This window comes from Kitasatospora sp. NPDC093679 (assembly GCF_040683455.1).
Classification (GTDB): domain Bacteria; phylum Actinomycetota; class Actinomycetes; order Streptomycetales; family Streptomycetaceae; genus Kitasatospora; species Kitasatospora arboriphila.
The window spans coordinates 19,675-41,766 of record NZ_JBFBDW010000066.1 but is presented as its reverse complement, the minus strand read 5'-3'; the positions used below and the strand labels follow the sequence as shown (position 1 = coordinate 41,766).

General features: G+C 73.7%; 25 protein-coding genes and 2 pseudogenes. 12 read left to right on the top strand and 15 right to left on the bottom strand.

Translation table 11 applies throughout. The features are described from left to right. Positions 1 to 153: 153 nt before the first annotated feature. The 3 genes from AB0O09_RS34455 (at position 154) to AB0O09_RS34445 (ending at position 2,371) form a co-directional block, all read left to right on the top strand. Positions 154 to 900, top strand: a complete 747-nt coding sequence (locus tag AB0O09_RS34455; RefSeq protein ID WP_363548788.1) for an alpha/beta fold hydrolase — start codon at positions 154 to 156, stop codon at positions 898 to 900. Positions 901 to 954: 54 nt separating this feature from the next. Continuing rightward, positions 955 to 1,551: a hypothetical protein gene (locus AB0O09_RS34450; RefSeq protein ID WP_363548787.1), complete on the top strand. Its 597-nt coding sequence runs from the start codon at positions 955 to 957 to the stop codon at positions 1,549 to 1,551. A 166-nt stretch (positions 1,552 to 1,717) separates the two neighbouring features. Then, positions 1,718 to 2,371, top strand: a complete 654-nt coding sequence (locus AB0O09_RS34445) for an HAD-IA family hydrolase (protein WP_363548785.1) — start codon at positions 1,718 to 1,720, stop codon at positions 2,369 to 2,371. Positions 2,372 to 2,439: 68 nt separating this feature from the next. Here the strand turns inward: AB0O09_RS34445 and AB0O09_RS34440 are convergent, their stop codons facing one another. Continuing rightward, positions 2,440 to 2,952, bottom strand: coding sequence for an NUDIX domain-containing protein (locus AB0O09_RS34440; protein WP_363548784.1), 513 nt, complete (start codon positions 2,950 to 2,952; stop codon positions 2,440 to 2,442). A gap of 381 nt (positions 2,953 to 3,333) precedes the next feature. Here AB0O09_RS34440 and AB0O09_RS34435 point away from each other — a divergent pair, with 381 nt between their 5' ends. Continuing rightward, positions 3,334 to 3,891: a DUF3291 domain-containing protein gene (locus AB0O09_RS34435; RefSeq protein WP_363548783.1), complete on the top strand. Its 558-nt coding sequence runs from the start codon at positions 3,334 to 3,336 to the stop codon at positions 3,889 to 3,891. A gap of 35 nt (positions 3,892 to 3,926) precedes the next feature. On the opposite strand, the gene AB0O09_RS34430 is transcribed toward AB0O09_RS34435, so the two are convergent. From AB0O09_RS34430 to AB0O09_RS34420, 3 genes are read right to left on the bottom strand one after another with little or no spacing between them, the layout of a single operon-like run. Continuing rightward, a complete protein-coding gene (locus AB0O09_RS34430; protein ID WP_363548781.1) occupies positions 3,927 to 4,427 on the bottom strand; it encodes an NUDIX hydrolase in 501 nt (166 codons plus the stop codon). Positions 4,428 to 4,449: 22 nt separating this feature from the next. Beyond that, on the bottom strand, positions 4,450 to 5,133 hold the full coding sequence (locus AB0O09_RS34425) for an HAD family phosphatase (protein ID WP_363548780.1): 684 nt from the start codon (positions 5,131 to 5,133) through the stop codon (positions 4,450 to 4,452). 49 nt (positions 5,134 to 5,182) lie between these two features. Then, the gene (locus tag AB0O09_RS34420; protein WP_363548779.1) at positions 5,183 to 5,401 is read right to left on the bottom strand and encodes a hypothetical protein; all 219 of its coding nucleotides are present in this window, start codon (positions 5,399 to 5,401) and stop codon (positions 5,183 to 5,185) included. A 91-nt stretch (positions 5,402 to 5,492) separates the two neighbouring features. Between AB0O09_RS34420 and AB0O09_RS34415 the strand changes: the two genes are divergently transcribed. Together AB0O09_RS34415 and AB0O09_RS34410 are read left to right on the top strand one after the other, a co-directional pair. Next, positions 5,493 to 5,849, top strand: coding sequence for a metalloregulator ArsR/SmtB family transcription factor (locus AB0O09_RS34415; protein WP_344628237.1), 357 nt, complete (start codon positions 5,493 to 5,495; stop codon positions 5,847 to 5,849). 109 nt (positions 5,850 to 5,958) lie between these two features. After that, positions 5,959 to 7,329: an MFS transporter gene (locus tag AB0O09_RS34410; RefSeq protein ID WP_363548778.1), complete on the top strand. Its 1,371-nt coding sequence runs from the start codon at positions 5,959 to 5,961 to the stop codon at positions 7,327 to 7,329. 383 nt (positions 7,330 to 7,712) lie between these two features. Here AB0O09_RS34410 and AB0O09_RS34405 read toward each other — a convergent pair whose 3' ends face one another. Then, a complete protein-coding gene (locus tag AB0O09_RS34405) occupies positions 7,713 to 8,216 on the bottom strand; it encodes a DUF1203 domain-containing protein (RefSeq protein WP_363548776.1) in 504 nt (167 codons plus the stop codon). 230 nt (positions 8,217 to 8,446) lie between these two features. Between AB0O09_RS34405 and AB0O09_RS34400 the strand changes: the two genes are divergently transcribed. Then, on the top strand, positions 8,447 to 9,073 hold the full coding sequence (locus tag AB0O09_RS34400; protein WP_363548775.1) for a GPP34 family phosphoprotein: 627 nt from the start codon (positions 8,447 to 8,449) through the stop codon (positions 9,071 to 9,073). Positions 9,074 to 9,098: 25 nt separating this feature from the next. Here AB0O09_RS34400 and AB0O09_RS34395 read toward each other — a convergent pair whose 3' ends face one another. Further along, positions 9,099 to 9,434: a hypothetical protein gene (locus AB0O09_RS34395; protein WP_363548773.1), complete on the bottom strand. Its 336-nt coding sequence runs from the start codon at positions 9,432 to 9,434 to the stop codon at positions 9,099 to 9,101. 131 nt (positions 9,435 to 9,565) lie between these two features. Further along, entirely contained in the window at positions 9,566 to 9,790 is a 225-nt protein-coding gene (locus AB0O09_RS34390; RefSeq protein ID WP_363548772.1) for a hypothetical protein, read from the bottom strand. A gap of 485 nt (positions 9,791 to 10,275) precedes the next feature. Between AB0O09_RS34390 and AB0O09_RS34385 the strand changes: the two genes are divergently transcribed. The 3 genes from AB0O09_RS34385 to AB0O09_RS34375 all read left to right on the top strand — a co-directional run bounded on the left by AB0O09_RS34385 (position 10,276) and on the right by AB0O09_RS34375 (position 12,694). After that, the gene (locus tag AB0O09_RS34385; RefSeq protein WP_363548770.1) at positions 10,276 to 10,479 is read left to right on the top strand and encodes a cold-shock protein; all 204 of its coding nucleotides are present in this window, start codon (positions 10,276 to 10,278) and stop codon (positions 10,477 to 10,479) included. Between the two features lie 315 nt (positions 10,480 to 10,794). Continuing rightward, complete coding sequence (locus tag AB0O09_RS34380) at positions 10,795 to 12,258, top strand: DEAD/DEAH box helicase (protein ID WP_363548769.1); 1,464 nt, start codon at positions 10,795 to 10,797, stop codon at positions 12,256 to 12,258. 58 nt (positions 12,259 to 12,316) lie between these two features. Beyond that, positions 12,317 to 12,694, top strand: a complete 378-nt coding sequence (locus tag AB0O09_RS34375) for a CBS domain-containing protein (RefSeq protein ID WP_363548767.1) — start codon at positions 12,317 to 12,319, stop codon at positions 12,692 to 12,694. A gap of 296 nt (positions 12,695 to 12,990) precedes the next feature. On the opposite strand, the gene AB0O09_RS34370 is transcribed toward AB0O09_RS34375, so the two are convergent. Beyond that, positions 12,991 to 13,302, bottom strand: a complete 312-nt coding sequence (locus tag AB0O09_RS34370; RefSeq protein ID WP_363548765.1) for a hypothetical protein — start codon at positions 13,300 to 13,302, stop codon at positions 12,991 to 12,993. 273 nt (positions 13,303 to 13,575) lie between these two features. Between AB0O09_RS34370 and AB0O09_RS34365 the strand changes: the two genes are divergently transcribed. Further along, the gene (locus AB0O09_RS34365) at positions 13,576 to 13,743 is read left to right on the top strand and encodes a hypothetical protein (RefSeq protein WP_363548763.1); all 168 of its coding nucleotides are present in this window, start codon (positions 13,576 to 13,578) and stop codon (positions 13,741 to 13,743) included. 137 nt (positions 13,744 to 13,880) lie between these two features. Here AB0O09_RS34365 and AB0O09_RS34360 read toward each other — a convergent pair whose 3' ends face one another. Continuing rightward, on the bottom strand, positions 13,881 to 14,384 hold the full coding sequence (locus tag AB0O09_RS34360) for a GNAT family N-acetyltransferase (protein ID WP_363548761.1): 504 nt from the start codon (positions 14,382 to 14,384) through the stop codon (positions 13,881 to 13,883). Between the two features lie 584 nt (positions 14,385 to 14,968). Here AB0O09_RS34360 and AB0O09_RS34355 point away from each other — a divergent pair. Further along, positions 14,969 to 15,469 carry a DUF5709 domain-containing protein gene (locus AB0O09_RS34355; RefSeq protein WP_363548759.1) on the top strand — a complete coding sequence of 167 codons (501 nt, stop codon included), beginning with the start codon at positions 14,969 to 14,971 and terminating at the stop codon, positions 15,467 to 15,469. Positions 15,470 to 15,514: 45 nt separating this feature from the next. On the opposite strand, the gene AB0O09_RS34350 is transcribed toward AB0O09_RS34355, so the two are convergent. The 6 genes and pseudogenes from AB0O09_RS34350 to AB0O09_RS34325 form a co-directional block, all read right to left on the bottom strand. Beyond that, positions 15,515 to 17,788, bottom strand: a complete 2,274-nt coding sequence (locus tag AB0O09_RS34350) for a catalase (protein ID WP_363548757.1) — start codon at positions 17,786 to 17,788, stop codon at positions 15,515 to 15,517. 82 nt (positions 17,789 to 17,870) lie between these two features. Further along, positions 17,871 to 18,353 carry a hypothetical protein gene (locus AB0O09_RS34345; RefSeq protein ID WP_363548755.1) on the bottom strand — a complete coding sequence of 161 codons (483 nt, stop codon included), beginning with the start codon at positions 18,351 to 18,353 and terminating at the stop codon, positions 17,871 to 17,873. Beyond that, a complete protein-coding gene (locus AB0O09_RS34340) occupies positions 18,350 to 20,833 on the bottom strand; it encodes a nitrate reductase (protein WP_363548753.1) in 2,484 nt (827 codons plus the stop codon). Before AB0O09_RS34340 ends, AB0O09_RS34345 begins: the two co-directional genes overlap by 4 nt. 75 nt (positions 20,834 to 20,908) lie before the next feature. Continuing rightward, the gene (locus tag AB0O09_RS34335; RefSeq protein WP_363548789.1) at positions 20,909 to 21,277 is read right to left on the bottom strand and encodes a hypothetical protein; all 369 of its coding nucleotides are present in this window, start codon (positions 21,275 to 21,277) and stop codon (positions 20,909 to 20,911) included. A gap of 45 nt (positions 21,278 to 21,322) precedes the next feature. Next, positions 21,323 to 21,436, bottom strand: a pseudogene (locus tag AB0O09_RS34330) (hypothetical protein); the annotation flags it as partial. Positions 21,437 to 21,495: 59 nt separating this feature from the next. Further along, positions 21,496 to 22,026: pseudogene (locus tag AB0O09_RS34325) on the bottom strand (PAS domain-containing protein); the annotation flags it as partial. Between the last annotated feature and the right edge of the window lie 66 nt (positions 22,027 to 22,092).

The following is a 22,092-nucleotide window of genomic DNA, read 5'->3' as shown; positions in this document are numbered from 1 at the left end:
CGAGGAGACCGCCGTCTCCGTCGCCGCCGAGATCGTCGCCCACCGCCGCGGCGGCAGCTGCCTGCCCCTCTCCACCGGCGACGGCCCCATCCACCGCACCACCCGCCCTGCCGCGCCGCCGGCGCCGCTCCGGCAGCTCGTCGGAGCCAGACCGTGAGACTCCTCGAACTGCACGCGCCGCACGCCCCCGAGCTGACCCTCGTCCTGCTGCACCACGCCGGCGGGTCGGCCGCCGGCTACCGCGACTTCCTCGGCCATCTGCCCACCCACTGGCGGGTGCTGGCGCTGGAACTCCCCGGCCGGGTGCACACCTCCAAGCAGCGCGGCTGCCGCTCGGCCGCCGAGGTGATGGAGTTGCTGCTGCCCGTCCTGGAGTCCGAAGTCGCGGGCCACTACGCGGTGTTCGGACACAGCATGGGGGCGCTCGTCGCCTTCGAACTCGTCCGCGTGCTGGAACGGCTGGGCCGGGCACCGCTCTGGCTCGGCCTCTCCGGCAGCCCCGCCCCGGAGACCGGCCCGCCGGCCACGGAGCAGCGCCACACCTGGCCGCACGAACGGCTGGTGCACTTCATGCGGCGGCTCGGCGGCACCCCGGAGGGCGTCTGGCACCACCCCGTGCTCGCCGAGCGGATGGTCCGCACCATGCGCTGGGACCTGGAGGTCGTCGACACCTACCGCCACCCCGGCGGCCACCCGCTCGCCACCCCCGTCTCGCTCTTCGCCGGCGAGGCCGACCCGCTCGTCCCGCCCGAGCGCATCCGCCGCTGGCGCGCCCACCTCCACAACGCCGTCGCCTTCCACAGCCTCCCCGGCGGCCACTTCTACCTCTTCGAGCACACCGCCGACCTCTGCCGCCGCATCGTCCACGACATCACCAGCAGCCGCCCCACGAGCTCCTGAGCGCCCGTCGATCTTGTACGATTCGCCACCGACCGAAGCGACCTGGGGGCGTACATGAACGGCCGGGGTGCCCGCACGACCGGAACGGCCGCCCTCGCGGCGGCCCTCCTCCTCGCCTGCGCCTGTTCCGCCACGGACGGCGGCGCAGCGAGGACCTCCGCGGCGCCCGCCGCCGTCACGGCGCAGACCCTGTGCGACGCGCTCCTCACCGCCCGGGACGTTCCCGCCGGCTTCCGGAGCCGGGCGGCCGGCTCCCCGTGCGACTTCGAGGACCCCGGCACCCGCGACGTCCTCCAGTCCGTCGCCTTCGACGGACGCGAGGACACCGAGGAGATCGACGAGGAACTCGAACTCCCGGGCACGGAGGCCGACGCCGTCTCCCGCTACCCCTCGTGGGTCGCCAACCTCAGCGAACACGGCCACCGGGTGTACGAGCAGAACGCCGCCCCGTTCCGCGACCTCGGGGACGACGTCCGGCACTTCCTCGTCCATGACACCGCACACGGGGCCGACGTGTACGTCAACCAGCTGTACGTCCGCCGCGGCCGGCTCCTGGTCTTCCTGAACGTCACGAGCCTCGGCGCCTTCCCGCCCGCCGACCTGCACCGCTTGGCGTCGAAGGCACTGGACCGCACCGCGGCCCTCAGGTAGCACCGGGCGCCGAGGTGCACGCACCACCAGCCGGTGACAACTCGGTCCGCGATGGACCTGGTCATTCTCGTCCGGCCTGCGGCAGGAAGATCGAATGACTCGTCTCCCTGCCTGCGGGCCTGAAGGCCCCGTCCGCACCAGGACCACTTCGCAGGCGCCGCCGCCCGTGCGGGCCGTCCTCTTCGACTTCTCCGGCACCCTGTTCCAGATCGGCACGTATGCGGACCGGATTCGAGCGGCGATGGCCGCACCCGTGGACGAGGCAGCGATGGACGTCATGCTGAGCGGGCTCGAAGCCGGCCTGTCGGACCCCGACGTGGTCGAGGCCCAGCGTGGCCGCGACGTGTCCTCACGAGCACACCGTCATGCCTTCACCACCTGGTACGCCTCGGTTCCCGAGCTGGCACCGGTCGCCGACGTGCTCTACGAGCAACTGCAGGCCCCCGAGCACTGGGTGCCTTACACGGACACCGAGTCCACACTGGTCCGGCTGACTCAGAGCGGTGTGACTCTGGGGGTGGTCAGCGATGTGGGTTGGGATCTGCGGGCCACCTTCGCCCATCACGGCCTTGACCACTACTTTTCGTCGTGGGTGCACTCCTACGAACACGACACCGAAAAGCCGGACCCGTTGCTGTTTCAGCATGCCTGTCGTGAACTGGGCGTCACCCCGGACGGGACGCTGATGGTGGGTGACCATCCCGCGAAGGATGGTGGCGCGGCCGGCGCGGGACTGCGCTCGTACGTACTGCCCGGTCGAGCCACCCCCGGTTCATGCCGCGGGCTGGATGCAGTGCTCCGCCTGGCCGATCTGGTGTGACCGAGCAGTGGGCCCGCACGGGCCCAGGCTTGCGTCACAACTTGCCCGACCTGTGCGGCCCGTTCGCGTCACGGCCCGATCCGGGGCAGGTCGTGGCGACGCTTGAGATAGCGATCGAACGCCTCCTGCCCGTCCGGAATGAAGCGCCACTGCCGCACGGCCTCCCGCAGCTCCGCCTCCGTCAGCCAACCGTGCCAGGCAACCTCTCTCGGGTCAGGCGTCACCTCGCCCGTGATCACGGTCTCATGCACACCGAGCCAGTAGGGACTGATCGCCCCCCGGCACAGGAACTTGAACAAGAAGCGCACTGGCACATGAATGCCCAGCTCCTCGGCCAACTCCCTGGCCGCCGCCTGCTCGTAGGACTCGCCCACGTCCACAGCGCCGCCGAACATCACCTCGTGGTGGCCGGGGAACCGGGGCAGGTTCTCGGGCCGCCGATAGACCAGAACCCGCCCCTGCTGATCACGGCAGACCGTCGTCGCGATGCGGTGGAGCCAGCCTCGACGGACCGCCTCACTGCGGTCCACCACCGCCAGCACCCGGTCCTGATCATCTACGCGCTCCACCAGTTCATCCACGGCACCCACGATCGCACGACCCCCGTCAGGAATCTCCCCCTGTCAAGACTCACGTTCCCGGCCGAGTCCCTACAAGCTCCCGAAGGCCGCAGCCCGCCGTCGCGCACCAAGTCGTAAGGGGTCGGCGCCGTGGATCCTTCCGGAGGTGTTCGCAAGGACCGGTGCAGGAGGCCACTTCGACCGGGAAAACGCAACTTCGACATGGCTCGCCGAGGCGGCTACCTTCAGCTGGTCTTCGGCGATCGCCCACGGTCGCACCGGAGTTCCTCCGGGCTGAACCGCCCGCGACGGAACGAACCGGTCACGCCCCACGAATCCTCGTTCCGTGCGCGAGCCACCGGACCGGGTCCACACCAGGCACCCCCGACCAGGGAGAGACGCATGCCCCGTCTTGCGCTGTACACGTTCGGCGTTCTGAAGTCACCCCTCGCCGATCCCGGACCTCTCACGCGCCAGCTCTACGACACTGGCGAGGCCGTCTACCGGAGGATCGGTCAGCACCCCGGGTACCTCGCGCATGCCGAACCGGCGGATGCCGACCGGGGCATGCTCTTCGGTGCGGACTGGGGTGCCTGGGGAGAGTTCGCCGTACCGACCTGGTACGGCAAGGGCCGGACGCCGGAAACCACCGCCCTGGCCGCGACCCTCTCGCTCTGGACCGACCTGCGCCCAGCCTTCGACGCCGTCTACACCGGTCTGCACCGTGCGGCGCTGAACAGGCGTCACGACTGGTTCGAGAGGACCGGACACCCGAGTCACGTGGTCTGGTGGGTCTCCGACGGCGTGATACCCACCTGGCAGGACGGGGTCTCCAGGCTGGAGCACCTCCACGACCACGGCTCCGCGCCGCACGCCTTCACCTTCCACCACTCGTTCGCCCCGGAGGGAACTCCGACCAGGACCGACGGCATCGGGACGAAGAGCGACCGGGTCCGCTGACGAGGAAGCCGGGGGCGTCGCCCGCCGGGGGCCGGTCAGCGCCAGCGGTAGGTCGTGTCCGTCATCGGCGGCAGCAGCACGGGCCGGGTCCGCGGGGCCGGGTCGGTGGCGGCCCGGGCGAGGGCGCCGCCGAGGGCCGGGTAGAGGTGCAGCCGGGCCGCGCGGGCCGGGTCGCACCACACCACGGCCGTCGGGTCCGCCGCGTCCAGTTCCACGGCGGCGAGTCCGTCCCGGGCCGTGGTCGGCAGGCGGAGGACGAAGACGAGGTGCCGCCGCCGGAAGACCCCGTCGCGGCCCGGGCGGGTACCGGCCTGGTCCTGCACCCATCGCAGCACCGGTGCCGCGGGGGCCGCGGTGGCGTCCAGCCCGAGTTCTTCGCTCAGTTCCCGGTGCAACGCCGAGAACGCGTCCTCACCCGCCTCGACGAGGCCACCGGGCAGTGAGTGCTGCACTCCGTCCGGCCGTTGCCGGCGGATCAGGCACACGGCGTCACCGGCGACCAGCAGTGCCCCCACCCTCACCTGCGCCCGTTGCACGGCTCCACCTCTCCTCTGCCGTTCAGCGGACGTTTCCGTGAGATCGGATCGGTCGGGCCACGTGGTCGAGGACCTGCCGGAGTTCGCCGATCAGCGCGGTCGCGCCGGCGGCGGCGAGGCGGTCGGCGGGCATCAGTGCGGTGTAGCCGAGGACGTCCATGCCCGCGGCCCGTGCGGCGAGGACGCCGTTGGGGCTGTCCTCGACGACCAGGCAGTCCTCGGGGGCCACGCCCATCGCCCGGGCCGCGTGCAGGAAGAGGTGCGGGGCGGGCTTGCCGATCCCGGCGACGTCCTCGGCGCTGAAGACCAGCGGGGCGGGCAGGTACGGGCGCAGGCCGGAACGGTCCAGGGTGAGGTCGATCCAGGCGTGGTCGGAGGAGGAGGCGAGGCAGTAGCGCAGCTCGCGCCGTTCCAGTTCGGCGAGGAGCTCGGCCGCGCCGGACGAGGCGTCGACGCCCTGCTGGAACGCGGCGAAGACGCGCTCGTGGCAGCGGCCGGTGAAGTCCTCCGGCAGGGTGCCGCCGTAGCGGTCGGCGACGACGGTGTGCACGTTGCGTCCGGCGTTGCCGAGGAAGTGGTGGAACGACTCTTCGAGCGTGGTCGGGTAGCCGAGCTCGGTCAGGTAGCCGGCGAGCACGCGGTGCGCGGTGTGCTCGCTGTCCACGAGCGTCCCGTCGTTGTCGAAGATCACCATCTGGTAGGCCACCCCGGCAGGTTACCGGGCGGGTACCGAGCCCCGATCACGTGACCCTCCGTCAGGCGTCGGCGCCACCCGGCCGCATCGGGTGCCGGACCCGGACGTCGGGTTCGACGTGGACCGCCCGGTCGTGGGCGAGGTCGACGTGCACGGGCACCGGCGCGTCGGTCACCTCGGCGGCGCCCGCGCGGTCGAAGGGCAGGCCGGTCCGCTGCCGCCACTGGTCGAGCGACCCGCCGACGGTCATGGACGCCGGCGCGGCCACTCGTTTCCGCATGCGTTTTCGCATTCGTTTTCCGCAGGCCGGCGCCGCACCATCCGCAACATGTGCGCACCTGCGCAAGGGCGGCTGCCCCTACGATGTCCCCATGGACTCACGCGCGCCGCTCGCAGATGCACACCGCTCGCAGCAGCACTCCGCGGGCGAGCGCCTGGAGGTGGCGGCCTCCGTCCTGGCCCTGCTGGCCGACCGCACCCGGCTCGCCCTGATGGAGCGGCTCGGCCGCGGCGAGGCGGACGTCACCACCCTGGTCGAGGCGACCGGGGCCGCCCGGCCGTCGGTCAGCCAGCACTTGGCGAAGCTGCGCCTCGCCGGGCTGGTGTCCACGCGCAAGGACGGGCGGCGGGTCGTCTACTCGCTGCGCCACGGCCATCTGCGGCGACTGGTCGACGAGGCGTTGAACGTCGCCGACCACCAGATCGGTTCGCTGGCTCCGCACGACTGACCGGCCCCGCGCCCGGTGCCGTCCCGCTCCACGAGCAACATGTGCGCGAGTACGCACATGTTGCTTATGATGGCCGGGTCGCACCACGCCGAGCGAGGGGCCGGGGCCGATGCTGTCCGTTCTGCGCAACCGCACCTACCGACACCTCTTCACCGCCCAGGTCGTCGCCCTGGCCGGCACGGGGCTGGCGACCGTGGCGCTCGCCCTGCTGGCGTACGACCTCGCCGGGGCCGATGCGGGCACGGTGTTGGGCACGGCCCTGGCGATCAAGATGGTCGCCTACGTGGCGATCGCGCCGCTCGCAGGAGCGCTCGCCGGACGGGTGCCGCGCCGGGCCCTGATGGCCGCCATGGACCTCACCCGGGCCGGCACGGCACTGGCACTGCCGTTCGTGGACCGGGTGTGGCAGGTCTACCTGACGGTGTTCCTGCTGCAGGCGGCCTCGGCCGTGTTCACCCCGACGTTCCAGGCGACGATCCCGCAGGTGCTGCCGGCCGAGCGGGACTACACCGGCGCCCTGTCCATGTCGCGGCTCGCCTACGACCTGGAGTCGCTGGTCAGCCCGGCGCTGGCGGCCGTGCTGCTGACCGCGGTGAGCTACGACTGGCTGTTCGCCGGTACGGCCGTCGGCTTCCTCGCCTCCGCCGCCCTGGTCGTCTCCGCCGTCCTGCCGAAGGCTCCCCCGGTCGAGCGCGCCGGGGGCGTCCGCGCACGGGCGGTGTTCGGCTCGCGGCTGTTCCTCGCCACGCCCAGGCTCCGCGCCCTGCTCGCCCTCGATCTCGCGGTCGCGGCGGCGGGGGCGATCGTCTTCGTCGACAGCGTCGTGGTGGTGCGCGAGCACTTCCACCGGCCGGCCGCGGACCTCTCGCTTGCGCTCGGCGCCTACGGTGCCGGCTCGATGGCCGCCGCCCTGCTGCTGCCCCGGGTACTGGCCCGGGTGGGCGACCGGACGGTGATGCTGCCGGCCGCGCTCGCCCTGCCCGCCGCGCTCGCCGCCGTCGCCGCGGTCACCGCCGCACCGCCCGGCGGATGGAGCTGGTCCACCCTGCTGGCGGCCTGGGCGCTGATCGGCGCGGCCGGCTCGGCGGTCCTCACTCCCGGCGGGCGCGTGATCCGCCGATCGGCGGCCGAGGCCGACCTGCCGGCCGCGTTCGCCGCACAGTTCTCCCTCTCGCACTCCTGCTGGCTGCTGACCTACCCGCTGGCCGGCTGGCTCGCCGCCGCGGCCGGCCTGCCGGCCACCGCCCTCACCCTCGGCGTCCTCGCGCTCGGCGCCACGGCGGCCGCCGCCGTGCTGTGGCCCCGCCGGGACCCGGACGCACTCCGCCACGAGCACACCGACCTGCCGGCCGGCCACCCCCACCTCTCCGGCGCCCACCCCTCCCGGGCCGGAGCCTGGAGCCACGGCCATCACTACGTCATCGACGAGCACCACCGTTCCTGGCCCCGCGCCGGACGCACCGGGGCCGCCGCACACTGACCTCCGCCGTCGGGACACGGCGAGCGGCGGGGCCAGTGGCAGGCGGCAGGCGGCAGCACTTGAGTCTCCCGTAGGTGGAGACGCCACGACGGGGCCATGAACGGCGACACGCTCCACGGCCGACCCGGTCGTCGCCGTGCTCGCGGCCGACTGCGCCCGGGGGGTGCGGCCGGCCCGACGACACCGGGCTCCGCCGTCGGCTGCTGCTCCGGCTGCTGCTCCGGTTGGAGAGCGTGAACGACCCGCGCGGGGAGCGCCACCTCCGCCTCCTCGCAGTGATCAACGGCTGGCCCGTGCAGGAGGGGCCGGCACCGGCGCTCACTTGGGCGGCCGAGGCGGTGCGGGCCCGCCTGCAGCCGTAGCCGCGCCGCGCCGACCGGCCGTCAGGGCCGGTCGACACGGAAGTGGTAGCAGCCGTACTCGACCGCCCGGACGTGCACCTGGGCGGTCCCCGGGTCGGCGAACGCCTCCGCGAGGGCACGGTCGAAGCAGGCGTCGGCGTCCTCGGTCAGCTCCACCAGGCGACCGCCCGTGATGTGCCCGCGGCCGTCGTAGCGGCGGAAGGCGCGCAGGGCGCCGGGGCGGGCCCACGGGTAGCCGGTGGAGTCCGCGTCCGGACCGCCGCAGTCCTCGGCGTGGATGAAGACCGGTCCCTGCTCGTCGTACGCCCCGGGCTCGGCGCCCGTCTCCGCCGCCCAGCGGCGCAGCGGGGCGTAGCTGACGAGGGCGATCCGGTCGCCGACGGCGCTCGGGCGCAGGCAGCAGCGGAGCGGGGAGCCGCCTTCGCCGTCCGGGTAGGGGGTCGTCGGGCGGCCCGCGTCGTCGCGGACGCGGAGCTGGTTCAGGGCGGCGGGGGTGATGGGCTGCGGTCGGTAGGTGTTGGTCATGTGCGTCAGCATCGCGCGGTGGGCCGGGGGGTTGCTGGCGGGAATCCGACGGCGCCTTCGGCCGTCCCGGGCGAGCGTGCGCGAGGGATGCTGGGCCCGGTGCCGGACGCGGCTCCCGGTGTGGCGCCGGCGCCGAAAATCGGCCCCCGGTGGGTGGCCGGGGAGGCAGACTGGCAGCAGGCACTGCACCACGCGCCGCACTCACCGATCCGCCGGACGTTGGGCCACCGATGGACACCACACCGCAGGACCTGCTGGTCGTCGCCGTCGAGGCGGGGGCCGGCCCCCGCCCGGAGCAGGGCGAGCTGTCGCTGGCGCTCGCGGGCGCGGAGCTGATCGACCTGCTCGACGTGCGGGCCGTCCAGCTGGACGACACCCGGATCCTGCCGGGCGGTCCGGTGGCCGTGGCGGACCGGTTGCTGGCCGAGGCCGCGGAGGCGGTCCTCCGGCAGCCGCCGTTCGAGTCGGTCGAGGACTGGCTGTGGCGCCGGGGCCGGGGGCTCGCGGCGGCCTACGCGGCCCTGCTCGGGACGGGCGGTCCGGTCCGGCGTCCGCGCTTCCACCGGGCGCACGGGACGCCGGAAGCGCAGGCCGGTGGCCCGGTGCCGGCCGAGTCCGCCGGTCGCCGTGCGGCGGTGGACCGTTGGGTGTCGCGCGAGCCCGTGCTCACCGCCCTCGCGGCGGCCGTCGACATCGGCGGGCTGCCCCCGGGCGAGCAGCCGGACATCGCCGACGACGACGTGGCGACCGTCCTCGCCGCGGTGAACGACGCGGTCCGGGAGCTGGACGCCGTGCGGCGGCGCCGCGCCGTCGAGGAGGCGGCGTTCAACAACATCTGGCGCGGTGCGGTCGGTTGAGGGGCCGCCCCGGCGTCACGGTGCGTCAGCGGGGCAGGGTGCGCAAACGCGCCTTGTGCAGGTCGAGGAACCGGTCGCACACCTCGCCGATCGGGCGGCCCTCGTGCTCGTGGCCCTCGCCCGTCGGGACGGCGTGCGCCAGTCGGTCGCCGAGGTTCGGCGCGTCGTAGCGGGCACGGTTCCACGGCTCGGCGGCGGGATCCCCGTCCGGCCGTTCCGGCCCGTCCTCGTCGCGGGTGTCCGCCACCGCCGCCGTGTCCTCCGACGCGTCGGCCGGCCGGACGAAGGAGCGCTGCAGCACGTCCGCGTTCTCGCCGAGGTCGGGGCCGTCCAGGCCCGGGCAGCTGCGGCGGTGCTCCATCGCGTACCGGTACCACGACGGTCGTCCAGGACCGCGTAACGCAGGCGGCCCGCGGGGTCCCGGACGGTGCCGGGTGAGGTCGAGGCGTTCCCACTGGTCGATTCGGGCGGCTTCCCGGGGGCGCGATGTGGTCAGAGTTTGTACATGGAGGTGTACGGAGGGGTGATCCGCTGCTGCCGCGACCCGAAGTCGACGAGGACAGCCGTGTCGCTGCCACCTTCGACGCCGATGACACGGCCGAGGCCGTGCGCGTCGTGGGTGACGCGGTCGCCGACGGCGAACCGCTTGGGCGGCGCCTCCGTCCGCGCCTTGAAGGGACTGGTGGGCAGGGGGCGGCGGGCTGCATATTCGGTCATTCCTTCGAGTATGACGAGGGGATGACCTGTTCGGAAGCACTCCGACACGCGAAATATCGCACTCATGGGGTGGATGCGGAAAGCCCCGGCGCGCCGACCGCGCAGGGCGCCGTGGCGAAACGGCGGCGACGTGGGAAGCGCCACACCCGTCGGCAGGCGCCTTTCGCGAAAAACCTCAGCTCGGGCGAGACCGCCATCCCGGCATCAACTGGCTTGCTCCGAAGGGACGTTGACGGATCCTGCGGTTGGGGATCAGAGGATGCGGCCGAGACCTCCGCAAAACCGGGGGCGAAATATTGACCCGCGACAGGCCTCCACCTGCTACAGTCGTTTTAGTTGCAGTAGTGGTTCCCATGAACTTTGTGTGCGCCTGCTGATGTATCGCAGGCGCATTTCTGTTTCCCGGCTCTTTCGGGTGGGCGCTCCGCGGCGACCCGACGCCCGCGTTGTGCGGGCTTCGAACAGCCCTTTTTAGGAGATTTTTTATGGCTAATGGCACTGTGAAGTGGTTCAACGCGGAGAAGGGCTTCGGCTTCATCGAGCAGGAGGGCGGCGGCCCGGACGTCTTCGCCCACTACTCGAACATCAACGCCAACGGCTTCCGTGAGCTGCTCGAGGGCCAGAAGGTCGAGTTCGACGTCACGGCGGGCCAGAAGGGCCCGCAGGCCGAGAACATCCGTCCGCTGTAGTTCTTCCTGCCACGGCACCCGCCCGGCAGCGAGGGGCCCGCACCGCGTACATGCCCGGTGCGGGCCCCTCGGCGTTGTCCAGGGGGCGTTCGCCCCACCCGTCCACGGCCGACGGCCGGTCCGGGTCGAGTGCGGTCTCCCTGGCCGGGGTTCGCCCGCGGTGACGCACGGGTGGGGGATGGTGCTCCCGGCGTCCCGGGACGCAGCACCTGCACGCCCCTCTCACGGTTCCGGCCTGTTGCCTTGCGGTCTTCGCCGGCGCGCCTGCGCCCCGCGGCCCTCTTCGTGGCTCGCCGCTCAGCAGAAGGCTTCCTCATGAACCGCTTTCCCGGCCCCTCCTCGTCGAGCACCCCGAGCCGGCCGCTCCAGCCGGCCGGCGGCCGACACTTCACGGAACGGGGCGGCCGTCCGGACATCCCCCCGCAGGGCGATCCCGCAGCGCACACCGTCCGGGCGGCACGGCCCGCCGTCGCGTCCTTCGACGAACTGGACCTGCCCAGGCCCCTGCTGACGGTACTGACCCGTCAGGGCCTCACCGCGCCGTTCCCCATCCAGGCCGCAACGCTGCCCGACTCACTGACCGGTCGCGACGTACTGGGACGGGGCCGCACCGGCTCCGGCAAGACCATCGCCTTCGGTCTGGCCGTCCTGGCCCGGCTCGCCGGAAGAAGAGCCCGCCCCCGCCACCCACTCGCCCTGGTACTGGTCCCCACGCGCGAACTCGCGCACCAGGTCGCCGAAGCCCTCACCCCGTACGCCCACGCCGTACGCCTGCGCACGGCCACCGTGGTCGGAGGGACATCGATCGGCCGCCAGTCCCAACGGCTCGGCCACGGCGCCGAGGTCGTCGTGGCCACCCCCGGCCGGCTGCGGGACCTCGTCCACCGCGGCGACTGCCATCTCGACGACGTCACCGTCACGGTGCTCGACGAGGCCGACCAGATGGCCGACATGGGCTTCCTCCCCCAGGTCACCGACCTGCTCGAACAGGTCGTCCCGAATGCCCAGACCCTGCTGTTCTCCGCCACCCTGGACCGCAACGTCGAACGCCTGGTGCAGCGCTTCCTGAAGGACCCCGTCACGCACTCGGTGGACCCGTCCACAGCCGCGGTCACCACGCTGCAACACCACGTGCTGCACATCCAGAACTTCGACAAGAGCGCCACCATCGCCCACATCGCCTCCCGCGACGGCAAGGTGATCATGTTCACCGACACCAAGCACGGCGCGGATCGCCTGGTCGACGACCTGCTCGCGAACGGGGTCAAAGCCGCCGCCCTGCACGGCGACAAGACCCAGCCCGAGCGTGTCCGCACACTGGAGCAGTTCCGCACCGGCCAGGTGACCGCGCTGATCGCCACCAACGTCGCCGCCCGCGGCATCCACGTCGACGGCCTCGACCTGGTCGTCAACCTGGACCCGCCGACCGACCCCAAGGACTACCTGCACCGCGGCGGCCGGACAGCCCGGGCCGGCGCGTCCGGCACCGTCGTCACCCCCGTCCTGCCCAAACAGCGCCGCCACATGGCGCGCACCGCGACCGCGGCCGGAATCACCCCCGTCACCACCAAGGTCCGCGCCGGCGACGACGAGCTGGCCCGCATCACCGGAGCCCGCGTCCCCAGCGGCGTGCCCGTCCTGATCGCCCGACCCGCCGGCCGACGACCGCGTCCGACCTCCTCCACCGCCGGCCGCGGCCGCCACTCCTCAACCCCCCGCCCACGCGCCACCAACAGCCCCCAGGAGGCCCAACCCAGGCACACCGCTCTCCCCGAGTAGGACAACGCCGAGCCCCGACCACCGTCACCGCGACGGACAGACGCAGAGGAGCCCGCCCATGCCCACCCTCATCGACCACCACCGAGCCCCCACCGTCCGAGACCGCATGCAACGACCGGAGCTGCAGATCAGCGACGACGCCATGGTCGACACCGCCCTGGACGTCCTGCGAAGCTCCGGCGCGGACCACCTCCTCGTCCGCGCCGACGACGGCCGCTGCGCCGGTCTGCTGACCCGCCTGCACCTCGCGCCGTTCCAGGCCCGGTCCTGGTACACCGAACGCACCCCCGTACGCGACATCGTCCTCGACCGTGCCCCGTTCGCCACCCCCGAGATGCCCCTCACCACGGCAACCGCCGCCATGCGCGCCCGCAACCTGGACGCCTGGCCGGTCGTGGACAACGACGGTCACGTCATCGGCCTGCTCTCCCTCTAGGCCCCGCTACCGGGCACGGGTTCGAGCCGGCGTACGGCGTGTCCCCCGGGCGTCGCACAGATGCAACCGCGCCCTGTCCCCTGTCTCCCCGCCCCTTCGAGCACCCGGCCGTCCGCTCAGTGCCCCACGGGTGCCGGCTCGCGAAGCCGAGCACCGGACCTTCCTCACCTCGCTTCCTCCACGAAGCGATGACCCGAAGGGCCCGGCGCCGTCTGAACGCGGAACCGGTCGTACGGGCGGGCTGACGGTCGCGGCCGTGGCGGCGTGCGGGGGCGGCTGCCGGCGGTGCTGTCGGATCAGAACGGAGCGGGGCCGCTGCCACGGATGGTGAGCGTTGCGGTCGGGCGGTCGAGGTCCTCGACGAGGAACGCGGCTTCGGGCCCGTCGACGACCAGGCCCGGGGCGTCGGCGTGCAGGACGGTTTCGGCGTCGGCGTCGGCGTCGAAGCGCAGACGTCCGGTCCACTGCTCCAGGCCGCCGGGACGGGATGCGCCGCCAGAGGTGCGGGTCTGGATCCGGTCGGTCCAGCAGCGCAGGTTCGCCCGGCAGCGGTAGACGTCCCCGTCGGCGTGGACCGTGGCGTCACCTTCGTGGAAGCGAGGTTCCATGGACCCCAGTCTCTGCCTGCCGGCCCCGGTCCGCCTTCCCGCTGCGGTGGGCCGGGCATCGACGGTTCGACCTGGCCTCGATCTTTCGTGACGGTCCGCCTCACCGGCGGGAGCACGCCGACCCGGCGTGGAACCCGACGTCCGAAGTCGGGGACGAAACGCCCGGTGCGGCACCGTTCCTCCGGCGGACCGACGGGGCCGGTTCTCCGTGTGGCGGCCGGGGAACGGGGCAGCCGCCCGGTAGCCCTGCTCGGACCAGGAGAGGACGAGGTCATGACCACACCCGATGACGACCGGGCGCACCCCGACGAGGAGACGCGGGAGCGTTCCGCGGAGGAGCGCAGCATCACGGCTCCCACCCCGGCGGACGTCCGGGCCAAGGGCGAGGACGACGACGGGGAGGAGCCCGAGCCGCCTGCCGCGGACGCCGTGGCACCGTAGCGACGACAGTCCGTTCCGCGTTCAACCAGCGGCTCGTCGCGGCGGCAGCCGCCCTGCCGGCGGCCGCCGCCACGAGCGCGGCCGCCGGTGGGCGCTGCGACACCGCCCGGCCCGGCGGTGGCGTCGTCGGCGGCGGCTCAGGGCGCGGCGAAGTCGTCGCGGTCCAGCGCGTGGACGGTGCAGGGGCGGCCGAGCACCACGTCCTCGCGGAGCGGCGCGAAGCCCAGGCGGCGGGCCACGGCGGTGGAGGCTTCGTTGCCGTGGTGGATCATCGCGGTGATCCGGGTGAGCCCGAGCGTGCCGAAGCCCCAGGCGAGGACGGTCCGCGCCGCCTCGGCGGCGTAGCCGTTGCCCCAGTGGCGGCGGGCGAAGGTCCAGCCGATCTCGGTCTCGCCGAACTGCTCCCACCAGTTGAGGCCGCAGCGGCCGATCGCTTCGCCGGTGCGAATGAGTTCGACGGCGCACAGGCCGTGGCCGCGTTCGGCCCACTGCCGCTGGATGTCGTGGAGGCGGGCGGCGGCCTGCTCGCGGGTGTAGGCGCCGACGAACCGGTTGACCTCGTCGTCGGCGTGCAGGCGCACCCACCAGTCGGTGTCGGCCTCGGTGAGGGGGCGCAGGCGCAGGCGCGGGGTGGTGAGCACGGTCGTCAGGTCCTCGGTATGCGTCAGGGCTTCGTCGGGGCTTCGTCGGGGACGGACTGCGAGGGCCGGACGACCGCGCCGGCCGGGTCGGTGCTCGGGACGTGCGCGGCCGCGGCGAGTCCGCTGTTCGCGGCCATGATCCCTCCCCGACGGAACGGTTCCAGTGACATCGCGGCGCCGTCAAGGCGAACACCCGCCACGGGCAACCGGGCTGGCGCGGCGTCAGCCGCGGGGACGGGGGCAGGACACGGGTACGGGCGTGGACCCGCCTCACGCGGACCGTGACGGACGGGCGCGGCGGCACATCCCCGAGCGGGTCCCCCGGGTGATCCCCGGCGGTTCCGCGGCCGGTCCGGCGCGGCCCGGGATCCGGGGACCGCGGGCCCCGCGTGTTTCGCTCCCGGGGCGACGGACGTACCGTCGAGGGACGGGACCGATCACGGGCCGGCCCCACACGCAGGCCGCCCGGACCGGAACCGCAGCAGGCGGCGGGCCCCGGCCCGGCCGTCGGCGCGGATGGCCCCGGCCGATGCGGGTACGAGGAAGCCGGACGGAGGGGCAACCGAGACGACCGGGAGGCCGTGATGACCGAGAGCGGCAGGGCGGACGAGGTCTACCAGCCTGCGGACACCGCCGACGACCAGGCCGATGCCTCCGCCTTGGACCTGCAGAACGCCCTCGACGAGCGGACCTACGACGATCTCCTCGACGAGGGGTGGTCACCGCCCGAGCGGCCGTTCGCCGTCCGGCAGGCCGGGACGACGGCCGGTGAGCAGCGGTCGGGCGAGTCGCTCGACCAGCGGCTGGCCCGGGAGCTGCCCGACCAGGAGCCGGACGCGGGCGACCGCATCGGCGACCTGGCCGGCGGCGACGGCGAGCCCGTCGACCGCGAGGCGGGCGCCGAGCGGGCCGGTCGCCTGGTCGCTCCCGACGAGGGCGCGCACGACAGGACCACCGAGCTCTACGCCGAGGACGTCGGCATCGACGCCGGCGCGGCCTGTGCCGAGGAGGCGGCCGTGCACATCGTGCCGGACAGCGCCCTGGACGGCTCCGACGACGCCGACGGCGAGGCCGCCTGGCCGTGACGGCCGGTGGCCGTCGGAGCCGTTCGGGTGACGCTCCCGCAACCGTCAGCCGGCCTCGGGCGGCGGTGCGGGGAACCGGTCCCAGACGCGGTGGCCGGCGAGGAGCTCGGTGATCCCGCTCAGCACGGACTCGCCGTCCTCGCCGAGGACGACGCCGGGGGCGTCGGCGGGGATGCCGGCGGCCCGCAGGGCGCGGTCGGCGCCGTCCCAGCCGCCGATGGCCTTGGCGTGGCGCCAGGCCTCGCCGAGCAGCAGGGTGACCCGGGGGTCGACCCCGCCGTCGGACGGGATTCCGGCCTTGGCGTCGCGGCCGCCGTCGGCGTCGGGGCCCGGCGCGGGTGCGCCGGCGAGCAGCACGGCGTCGAATTCGACCGACCGGGCGGTGGCGAAGGTCCGCTGGACGGCCACCGGGTCGGCGCCGTCCGCGGTCAGCCGCCCGCCGGCGGGGGCGACGACCAGCGGCACCATGTCCGCGGCGAGCACCGCCCGGCGGGCGGCGGTGAGCGCTTCGAGGTCGCCGTCCGGGCCTGCGACGATGCCGATCACCCGGCCGGCGGTCGGCCAGGTCCGACCGATCTGGGAGAGGGCGGGGCTCGGGGTCCCCGCGGCGTACCCGGTCGATTCCGGTGCGGGCAGCCCGAGCCCGTCGGCCACCTCGGCGCAGAGCCGCGGGTCGATCTCGGCGAGGACCCGGAGGCTGCGTTCCTTGACCGCCTGTTCGTGGCACTTGGCGAGTTCGAAGGTGTACGCGGCGATGATGTGCTCGCGCTCGGTCGGGCTCATGCTGGCCCAGAAGATCCGGGGCTGGCCGAAGTGGTCGTCGAAGGAGGCGGGCGCCTCGCGGACCTTCGCCGCGGCGGGCAGAGGAACGGGGTGCTCGATGAAGGCGTGCTCCGCGGTGCCGGCGAAGAACGGGCAGCCGCCGTCCAGGGAGTTCGGCTTGTAGGGCGCCACTCCGCTGTGCACGGCGTCCTGGTGGAAGCCGTCGCGGAGCATGTCGTTGACCGGGGCGTGGGTGCGGTTGACCGGGATCTGGGCGAAGTTGGGGCCGCCGAGGCGGGTGATCTGGGTGTCCAGGTAGGAGAACAGCCGGCCCGCCAGCAGCGGGTCGTCGGTGACGTCGATGCCCGGGACGAGGTGTCCGGGGTGGAAGGCGACCTGTTCGACCTCGGCGAAGAAGTCGGTCGGGTTGGCGTCGAGGGTGAGCAGGCCGACCGGCTGGACGGGGGCGAGTTCCTCGGGGACGAGTTTCGTGGGGTCGAGCAGGTCGATGCCCTCGAAGGTCTGCTCCGGGGTGTCGGGGAGCACCTGGACGCCCAGCTCCCACTGCGGGAAGGCGCCGGCCTCGATGGCGTCGTAGAGGTCGCGCCGGTGGAAGTCCGGGTCGGCGCCGGCGATCAGCTGTGCCTCCTCCCAGGCCAGCGAGTGGACGCCGAGCTTCGGCTTCCAGTGCCACTTCACCAGGGTGGTGCCGCCCTCGGCGTCGACCAGGCGGAAGGTGTGCACGCCGAAGCCCTCCATCGTCCGGTACGAGCGGGGGATGCCGCGGTCGGACATGTTCCACAGGGTGTGGTGGGTGGCCTCGGTGTGCAGCGAGACGAAGTCCCAGAAGGTGTCGTGGGCGGACTGCGCCTGCGGGATCTCCCGGTCCGGGTGCGGCTTGGCGGCGTGGACGACGTCCGGGAACTTGATCGCGTCCTGGACGAAGAACACCGGGATGTTGTTGCCGACCAGGTCGAAGACGCCCTCGGCGGTGTAGAACTTCGTGGCGAATCCGCGGGTGTCGCGCACGGTGTCCGCGGAGCCGCGGGACCCGAGCACGGTCGAGAACCGGACGAACACCGGCGTCTCGGCGTCACCGGCGAGGAAGGCCGCCGTGGTCAGGTTCGCCGCACTGCCGTAGCTGCGGAAGACGCCGTGGGCGCCGGCGCCGCGGGCGTGCACCACGCGTTCCGGGATGCGCTCGTGGTCGAAGTGGGTGATCTTCTCCCGCAGGTGGTGGTCCTGCAGCAGGACGGGCCCGCGCGGCCCGGCCTTGAGGGAGTGGTCGGAGTCCGCCGGGCGGGTGCCCTGCGCCGTGGTGAGGAACTCCCCGTTCTGGGCGCGCGCTCCGGGGTCCGAGCCGTCCGCGCGGCCGGTCGCGGAGACGGGCCGCGGGGCCGCCTGGTCGGGCTTCGGCGGCAGCGGGGGCCGCGGCTCGGTGGGCTCCTCCACCTGCGGGGGTTCGGGGCCGGGCGCGCCGGGCAACTCGGGCGGCGACTCGGCCAGGACCTCCTCCGCCTTGTCGACGATCTTCTTGATCGGTCCTCGGTCGTTCATCCCGTCCTCCGGGTTCCTGTGTCCTGTCGCGGGCCGACTCTGCGCCTACCCCGGGGGCCCGGACGAAACGGCGTCCCGGTCGTCACGCGCCGGCGAGCAGTTGCGGGGAGAGGGTTTTGATCACGGTGTCGGTCCAGCGCATCTGACGCAGGGTCTGCGGATGGCAGGCGGTGGCGAGGCCGAGCAGGCGGTCCTCGCGCGCGGCCTGCGCGAGTCGGGCGAGCATCTCCCAGTGGAGCGAGTTCCCGGTGGCGGCCAGGTGGAGGCCGCACAGGTCGTCCAGCAGGGGCAGGCCGGTTCCGGGGGCCTGCTCGGCCGGGTGCCGCCCGACGGGCGCCGATGGTCCCGCGCCGGGTTCGCCGGCCGGGCCCGGCAGGTCGAGACCGTAGTGCCGTGCGGTGCGGGCGATGCGTTCGGCGTGCTCGTGGGACCAGCGGGCGACGTCGGTGGCGACGTGGTGGACCTCGTGGTCGGCACGGTGCCGGTCGGCGGCGGCGAGCAGCTCGCGTTCCATGCGCCGCTCGCCGTCGTACAGGGCCCGCAGGATGATCGCGATGCCGTTCACGGTCCGTCTCCTTCCCCGGCCGGTACGGCTCCGGAGGTCTGGGTGGCCACGGCGTCCGGTCCTCCGGTGGTCGGCGGCGCGGAGCGCGGGTCGACCGGGGCGGAGGCGGTGGTGGTGGGCGCCGGGGAGACGGCTCCGCCGGCCCGCTCGACCAGCGTGAGCCGGGCGGCGGCGGTCTTGAAGACCGGCTGTTTGGAGACCGGGTCCCAGTCGGTGATCGTCGTCTCGTTGGCGGCCCGGCCGCTCCGGCCGTCCGGCCGGTGGCCGCCGGGGGTGTCCCAGTAGCCGTAGTGGAAGGGCAGGAAGACCATGCCGTCGCGGATGCCGGTGATCCGCAGCCGACCGCGCACCGATCCCCGCGGACTCGCGACCTCGACCAGGTCGCCCTCCGCGACGCCGTGCCGCTGCGCCTCGCCCACGGAGAGCTCGACCCACACCTCGGGGGCGGCGGCGTTCAGCTGCGGGACGCGGCCGGTCTTGGTGCGGGTGTGGAAGTGGTACAGGGTGCGGCCGGTGTTCAGCTGCAGCGGGTACTGCGCGCTGGTGTCCTCGTGCGGCGGCAGGTACTCGGCGGCCTTGAGCACCGCCTTGCCGTCCGGGTTGAGCGCCCGGTACTCGGTCTCGGAGACGGCGGCCCCGGTGACCAGGTCCTTGCCGTAGCTCTCGCAGTCCTCCGCGGCGGCCCAGGTGATGCCGTCGGTGTAGAGCCGCTCGGTGCCGTCCGGCACGTCCCCGGTGCACGGCCACTGGATGCCGCTGCGGCCGCGCAGCCGGTCGTGGCTGAGGCCGGTGTAGTCGCAGGGCCGGCCGCGGCTGCACTCCTTCCATGCCTCGAACGCCGAGTCGGCGTCGTGCCAGCCGACGAGCGGACCGCCGTCCTTGTCGCGGAAGTCCATCCGGCGGGCGAAGTCGAGCAGGATGTCCAGGTCGGGACGGGCCGCGCCGGGCGGGTCGACGGCCTTCTCGGAGAGGTGGACGGTGCGGTCGGCGTTGGTGAAGGTGCCGGTCTTCTCGCCCCAGGTCGCGGCGGGCAGCACGACGTCCGCGAGTTGCGCGGTCTCGGTGGGGTACAGGTCCTGGACCACGGTGAACAGCCGTTCCTGGCCGAGGACGTCGCGGATGCGGTGCAGCTCGGGCAGCGAGACGGCCGGGTTGGTGCCGGAGATCCACAGCATCCGGATCGAGCCCTGCTCGGCGTAGCGGAAGATCTGCATCGCCGGGGTGGGCGGCCCGTGGTGCGGGATCCGTGCGGGTTCGACGTTCCACACCCTCGCGAGGTCGGCGACGTGCTGCTCGTTCTCCCAGTTGCGGAATCCCGGCAGGTCGCCGTCGGCGCCGCACTCGCGGGTGTTCTCGGCGGTGGGCTGGCCGTTCATCTGCAGGACGCCGCAGCCCGGCCGTCCGAGCATGCCGCGGATCAGCTGCAGGTTGTTGACCTGGACGGCGGCCGCGGTCGCCTGGTGGGACTGGTAGACGCCCTGCAGCACGGTGGACAGCAGCCGCTCGGCGCCGCCCAGGACCTCGGCGGCCCGCTCGATGTCCCGGGCCGGGACGTCGCAGATCCGCGCCGCCCACGCCGGTGTGCAGTCGGCGACCTGCTCGGCGAGTTCGTCGAAGCCGACGGTGCGGGCCTCGACGAAGGCGCGGTCGACGCGGTCGGTGCGGACGATCTCGTGCAGCAGGGCGTTCAGCAGCGCCACGTTGGTGCCGGAACGGGGGGCGAGGTGCACGGTGGCGCGGCGGGCCACCGGGGTGGGCCGCGGGTCGACGCACACCAGCCGCGGCGGGTCGGACCCGGCGAGGCGGTCCAGGACGCGCATCCACAGCACCGGCTGGGTCTCGGCCGTGTTGTGCCCGAACAGCGCGATGACGTCCGCGTGGTCGACGTCCGCGTACGAGCCGGGCTGGCCGTCGCTGCCGAAGGTCTCCTTCAGCGCCTCGCCGGCGGTGGCGGTGCACAGCCGGGTGTTGCCGTCCAGGTGGCTGGTGCCGATCCCGGCCCGGGCGATCACCGCGAGCGTGTAGTACTCCTCCAGGAAGAGCTGCCCGCTGGTGTAGAAGCCGATCGAGCCGGGACCGCGCTCGCGCAGCAGGCCCTTCGCCTCGGTGACGACGCGGGACATGGCGGTGTCCCAGTCGCAGGCCTCCAGCCGGCCGTCCCTGCGCACCAGCGGGGTGGTCAGCCGGTCGGCGGCGTGGTTGGCCTGCCAGCCGAAGAGGTCCTTCGGTCCGAGCCGTCCCCGGTTGACCCGGTCCACGGCACGGCCGCGCACGCCCACGATCCGCCCTCCGGCGACCGCGATGTCCATGGCGTCCCCGTCGGAGTGCAGCAGCGACGCGCTCTGCGCCCACCGCTCCACCCTGTCCGCGGTGGTGCCGGGTGCCAGGAAGGAGTCGACGCGCACCGGCCACGGCTGCCCGCGCCCGTAGGGGGTGCGGTCGCCCCAGGGCTGTGCGATCCGGTCCAGTGCTGGTTCCATGGCCGGCCTCCGTGCTCACCGGTGTCCGTCCCGGTCCGTGACGGTCGTGGCCGCGTGTACCCGGCCGGTCGGCGGCTACGCGGGCTGCGCGCACCCTCCGGCTGCCGCTCGGCGGGGGTGCGCGGGGCCGCTGTCGGCGCGCTCACGGGCGGCCGGCCGCCGGGGTGGGCAGGACGCGGGCGATGAGCAGGGCGACGTCGTCGTCGGTGTCGGGGCGGCGCAGCGCGGCGAGCAGGAGGTCGCAGGTGTCGTCGAGGGTGCGGCGGGGTCCGGCAGGTCGACGGCGGCGGTGTCGGCGACCTCGGGCACGGTGACGTCCGCGAGTTCCCGGGCGGTCGCCGCCACGTCCAGGGTGGTGCCGACCCGCATCGAGGCGTCGGCGACCAGTGAGAGCCGGCGGCGGGCGCGGGAGGCCTCCTGGGCCTGTTCGTGCTCGGCGGTCACGTCCGTCACCGTGACGGCCAGCCCCAGTACGTCGCCGGTCCGGTCGTCCAGCCGGTAGTAGGAGGAGGTCCAGGCGTGTTCGCGGCCGAAGTCGGAGAGCGGGCGCCCGGTGGCGAACTCCTCCAGCACCGGCTCCCCGGTGGCCAGGACCTGCCGCATCCGTTCCTCGATCGCGGCGACGTCCAGGTGCCCGAGGACCTGGCCCGGGTGCGGCCGAGGTGGTCCGCGGCGGGCACGCCGTTGATCCGCTCCAGCGCCTCGTTGACGAGGACGTAGCGCAGCTCGGTGTCCAGGACGGCGAGGCCGATCGGCGCCTGTCCGACCATCCGCGCGGACAGCGCCAGGTCCCGTTCCAGCCGGGCCAGCGTCCGCCGCTCGGAGGTGATGCCGAGGACGCACCACTGCCCGGCCCCGGCCTGCAGGCGCATGGTGCGGAACTCGACCTCCACCGTGCGCCCGTCCTTGTGCCGGGCGGGGAACGCGCCCGCCCGGACGCCGCCGTCCGCCGTCGCCCGGGTGAAGTCCTCCCACGCCCGGCCGGGGCGGGTGCCGCCGACCAGCAGGTCGAGCGCGTCCTGCCCGAGGGCCTCCGCGCCGGTGTGGCCGAACAGTGCCTCGGCCGGCGGGCTCCACAGCGCGATCCGGCCCCGGCCGTCGAGGACGACGGCCGCGACGCCCAGCACGTCCAGCAGTCCGCCCGGGGCCGTCGCGGGACCCTGCGGGCCGGGCCGCTCGCCGTCCGCCGCCATCGTGACCACCTCCCGCGCGCGACCGGGTGCCGCACCCGCCGGTGCCGGTGCGGACCGTTCCTCCCC

Coding starts and splice junctions, on each gene's coding strand:
- AB0O09_RS34450 (WP_363548787.1), top strand. CDS start 955: ATGAACGGCCGGGGTGCCCGCACGACCGGAACGGCCGCCCTCGCGGCG.
- AB0O09_RS34435 (WP_363548783.1), top strand. CDS start 3,334: ATGCCCCGTCTTGCGCTGTACACGTTCGGCGTTCTGAAGTCACCCCTC.
- AB0O09_RS34420 (WP_363548779.1), bottom strand. CDS start 5,401: ATGCGGAAACGAGTGGCCGCGCCGGCGTCCATGACCGTCGGCGGGTCG.
- AB0O09_RS34415 (WP_344628237.1), top strand. CDS start 5,493: ATGGACTCACGCGCGCCGCTCGCAGATGCACACCGCTCGCAGCAGCAC.
- AB0O09_RS34410 (WP_363548778.1), top strand. CDS start 5,959: ATGCTGTCCGTTCTGCGCAACCGCACCTACCGACACCTCTTCACCGCC.
- AB0O09_RS34405 (WP_363548776.1), bottom strand. CDS start 8,216: ATGACCAACACCTACCGACCGCAGCCCATCACCCCCGCCGCCCTGAAC.
- AB0O09_RS34400 (WP_363548775.1), top strand. CDS start 8,447: ATGGACACCACACCGCAGGACCTGCTGGTCGTCGCCGTCGAGGCGGGG.
- AB0O09_RS34395 (WP_363548773.1), bottom strand. CDS start 9,434: ATGGAGCACCGCCGCAGCTGCCCGGGCCTGGACGGCCCCGACCTCGGC.
- AB0O09_RS34390 (WP_363548772.1), bottom strand. CDS start 9,790: ATGACCGAATATGCAGCCCGCCGCCCCCTGCCCACCAGTCCCTTCAAG.
- AB0O09_RS34385 (WP_363548770.1), top strand. CDS start 10,276: ATGGCTAATGGCACTGTGAAGTGGTTCAACGCGGAGAAGGGCTTCGGC.
- AB0O09_RS34380 (WP_363548769.1), top strand. CDS start 10,795: ATGAACCGCTTTCCCGGCCCCTCCTCGTCGAGCACCCCGAGCCGGCCG.
- AB0O09_RS34375 (WP_363548767.1), top strand. CDS start 12,317: ATGCCCACCCTCATCGACCACCACCGAGCCCCCACCGTCCGAGACCGC.
- AB0O09_RS34370 (WP_363548765.1), bottom strand. CDS start 13,302: ATGGAACCTCGCTTCCACGAAGGTGACGCCACGGTCCACGCCGACGGG.
- AB0O09_RS34365 (WP_363548763.1), top strand. CDS start 13,576: ATGACCACACCCGATGACGACCGGGCGCACCCCGACGAGGAGACGCGG.
- AB0O09_RS34355 (WP_363548759.1), top strand. CDS start 14,969: ATGACCGAGAGCGGCAGGGCGGACGAGGTCTACCAGCCTGCGGACACC.
- AB0O09_RS34350 (WP_363548757.1), bottom strand. CDS start 17,788: ATGAACGACCGAGGACCGATCAAGAAGATCGTCGACAAGGCGGAGGAG.
- AB0O09_RS34340 (WP_363548753.1), bottom strand. CDS start 20,833: ATGGAACCAGCACTGGACCGGATCGCACAGCCCTGGGGCGACCGCACC.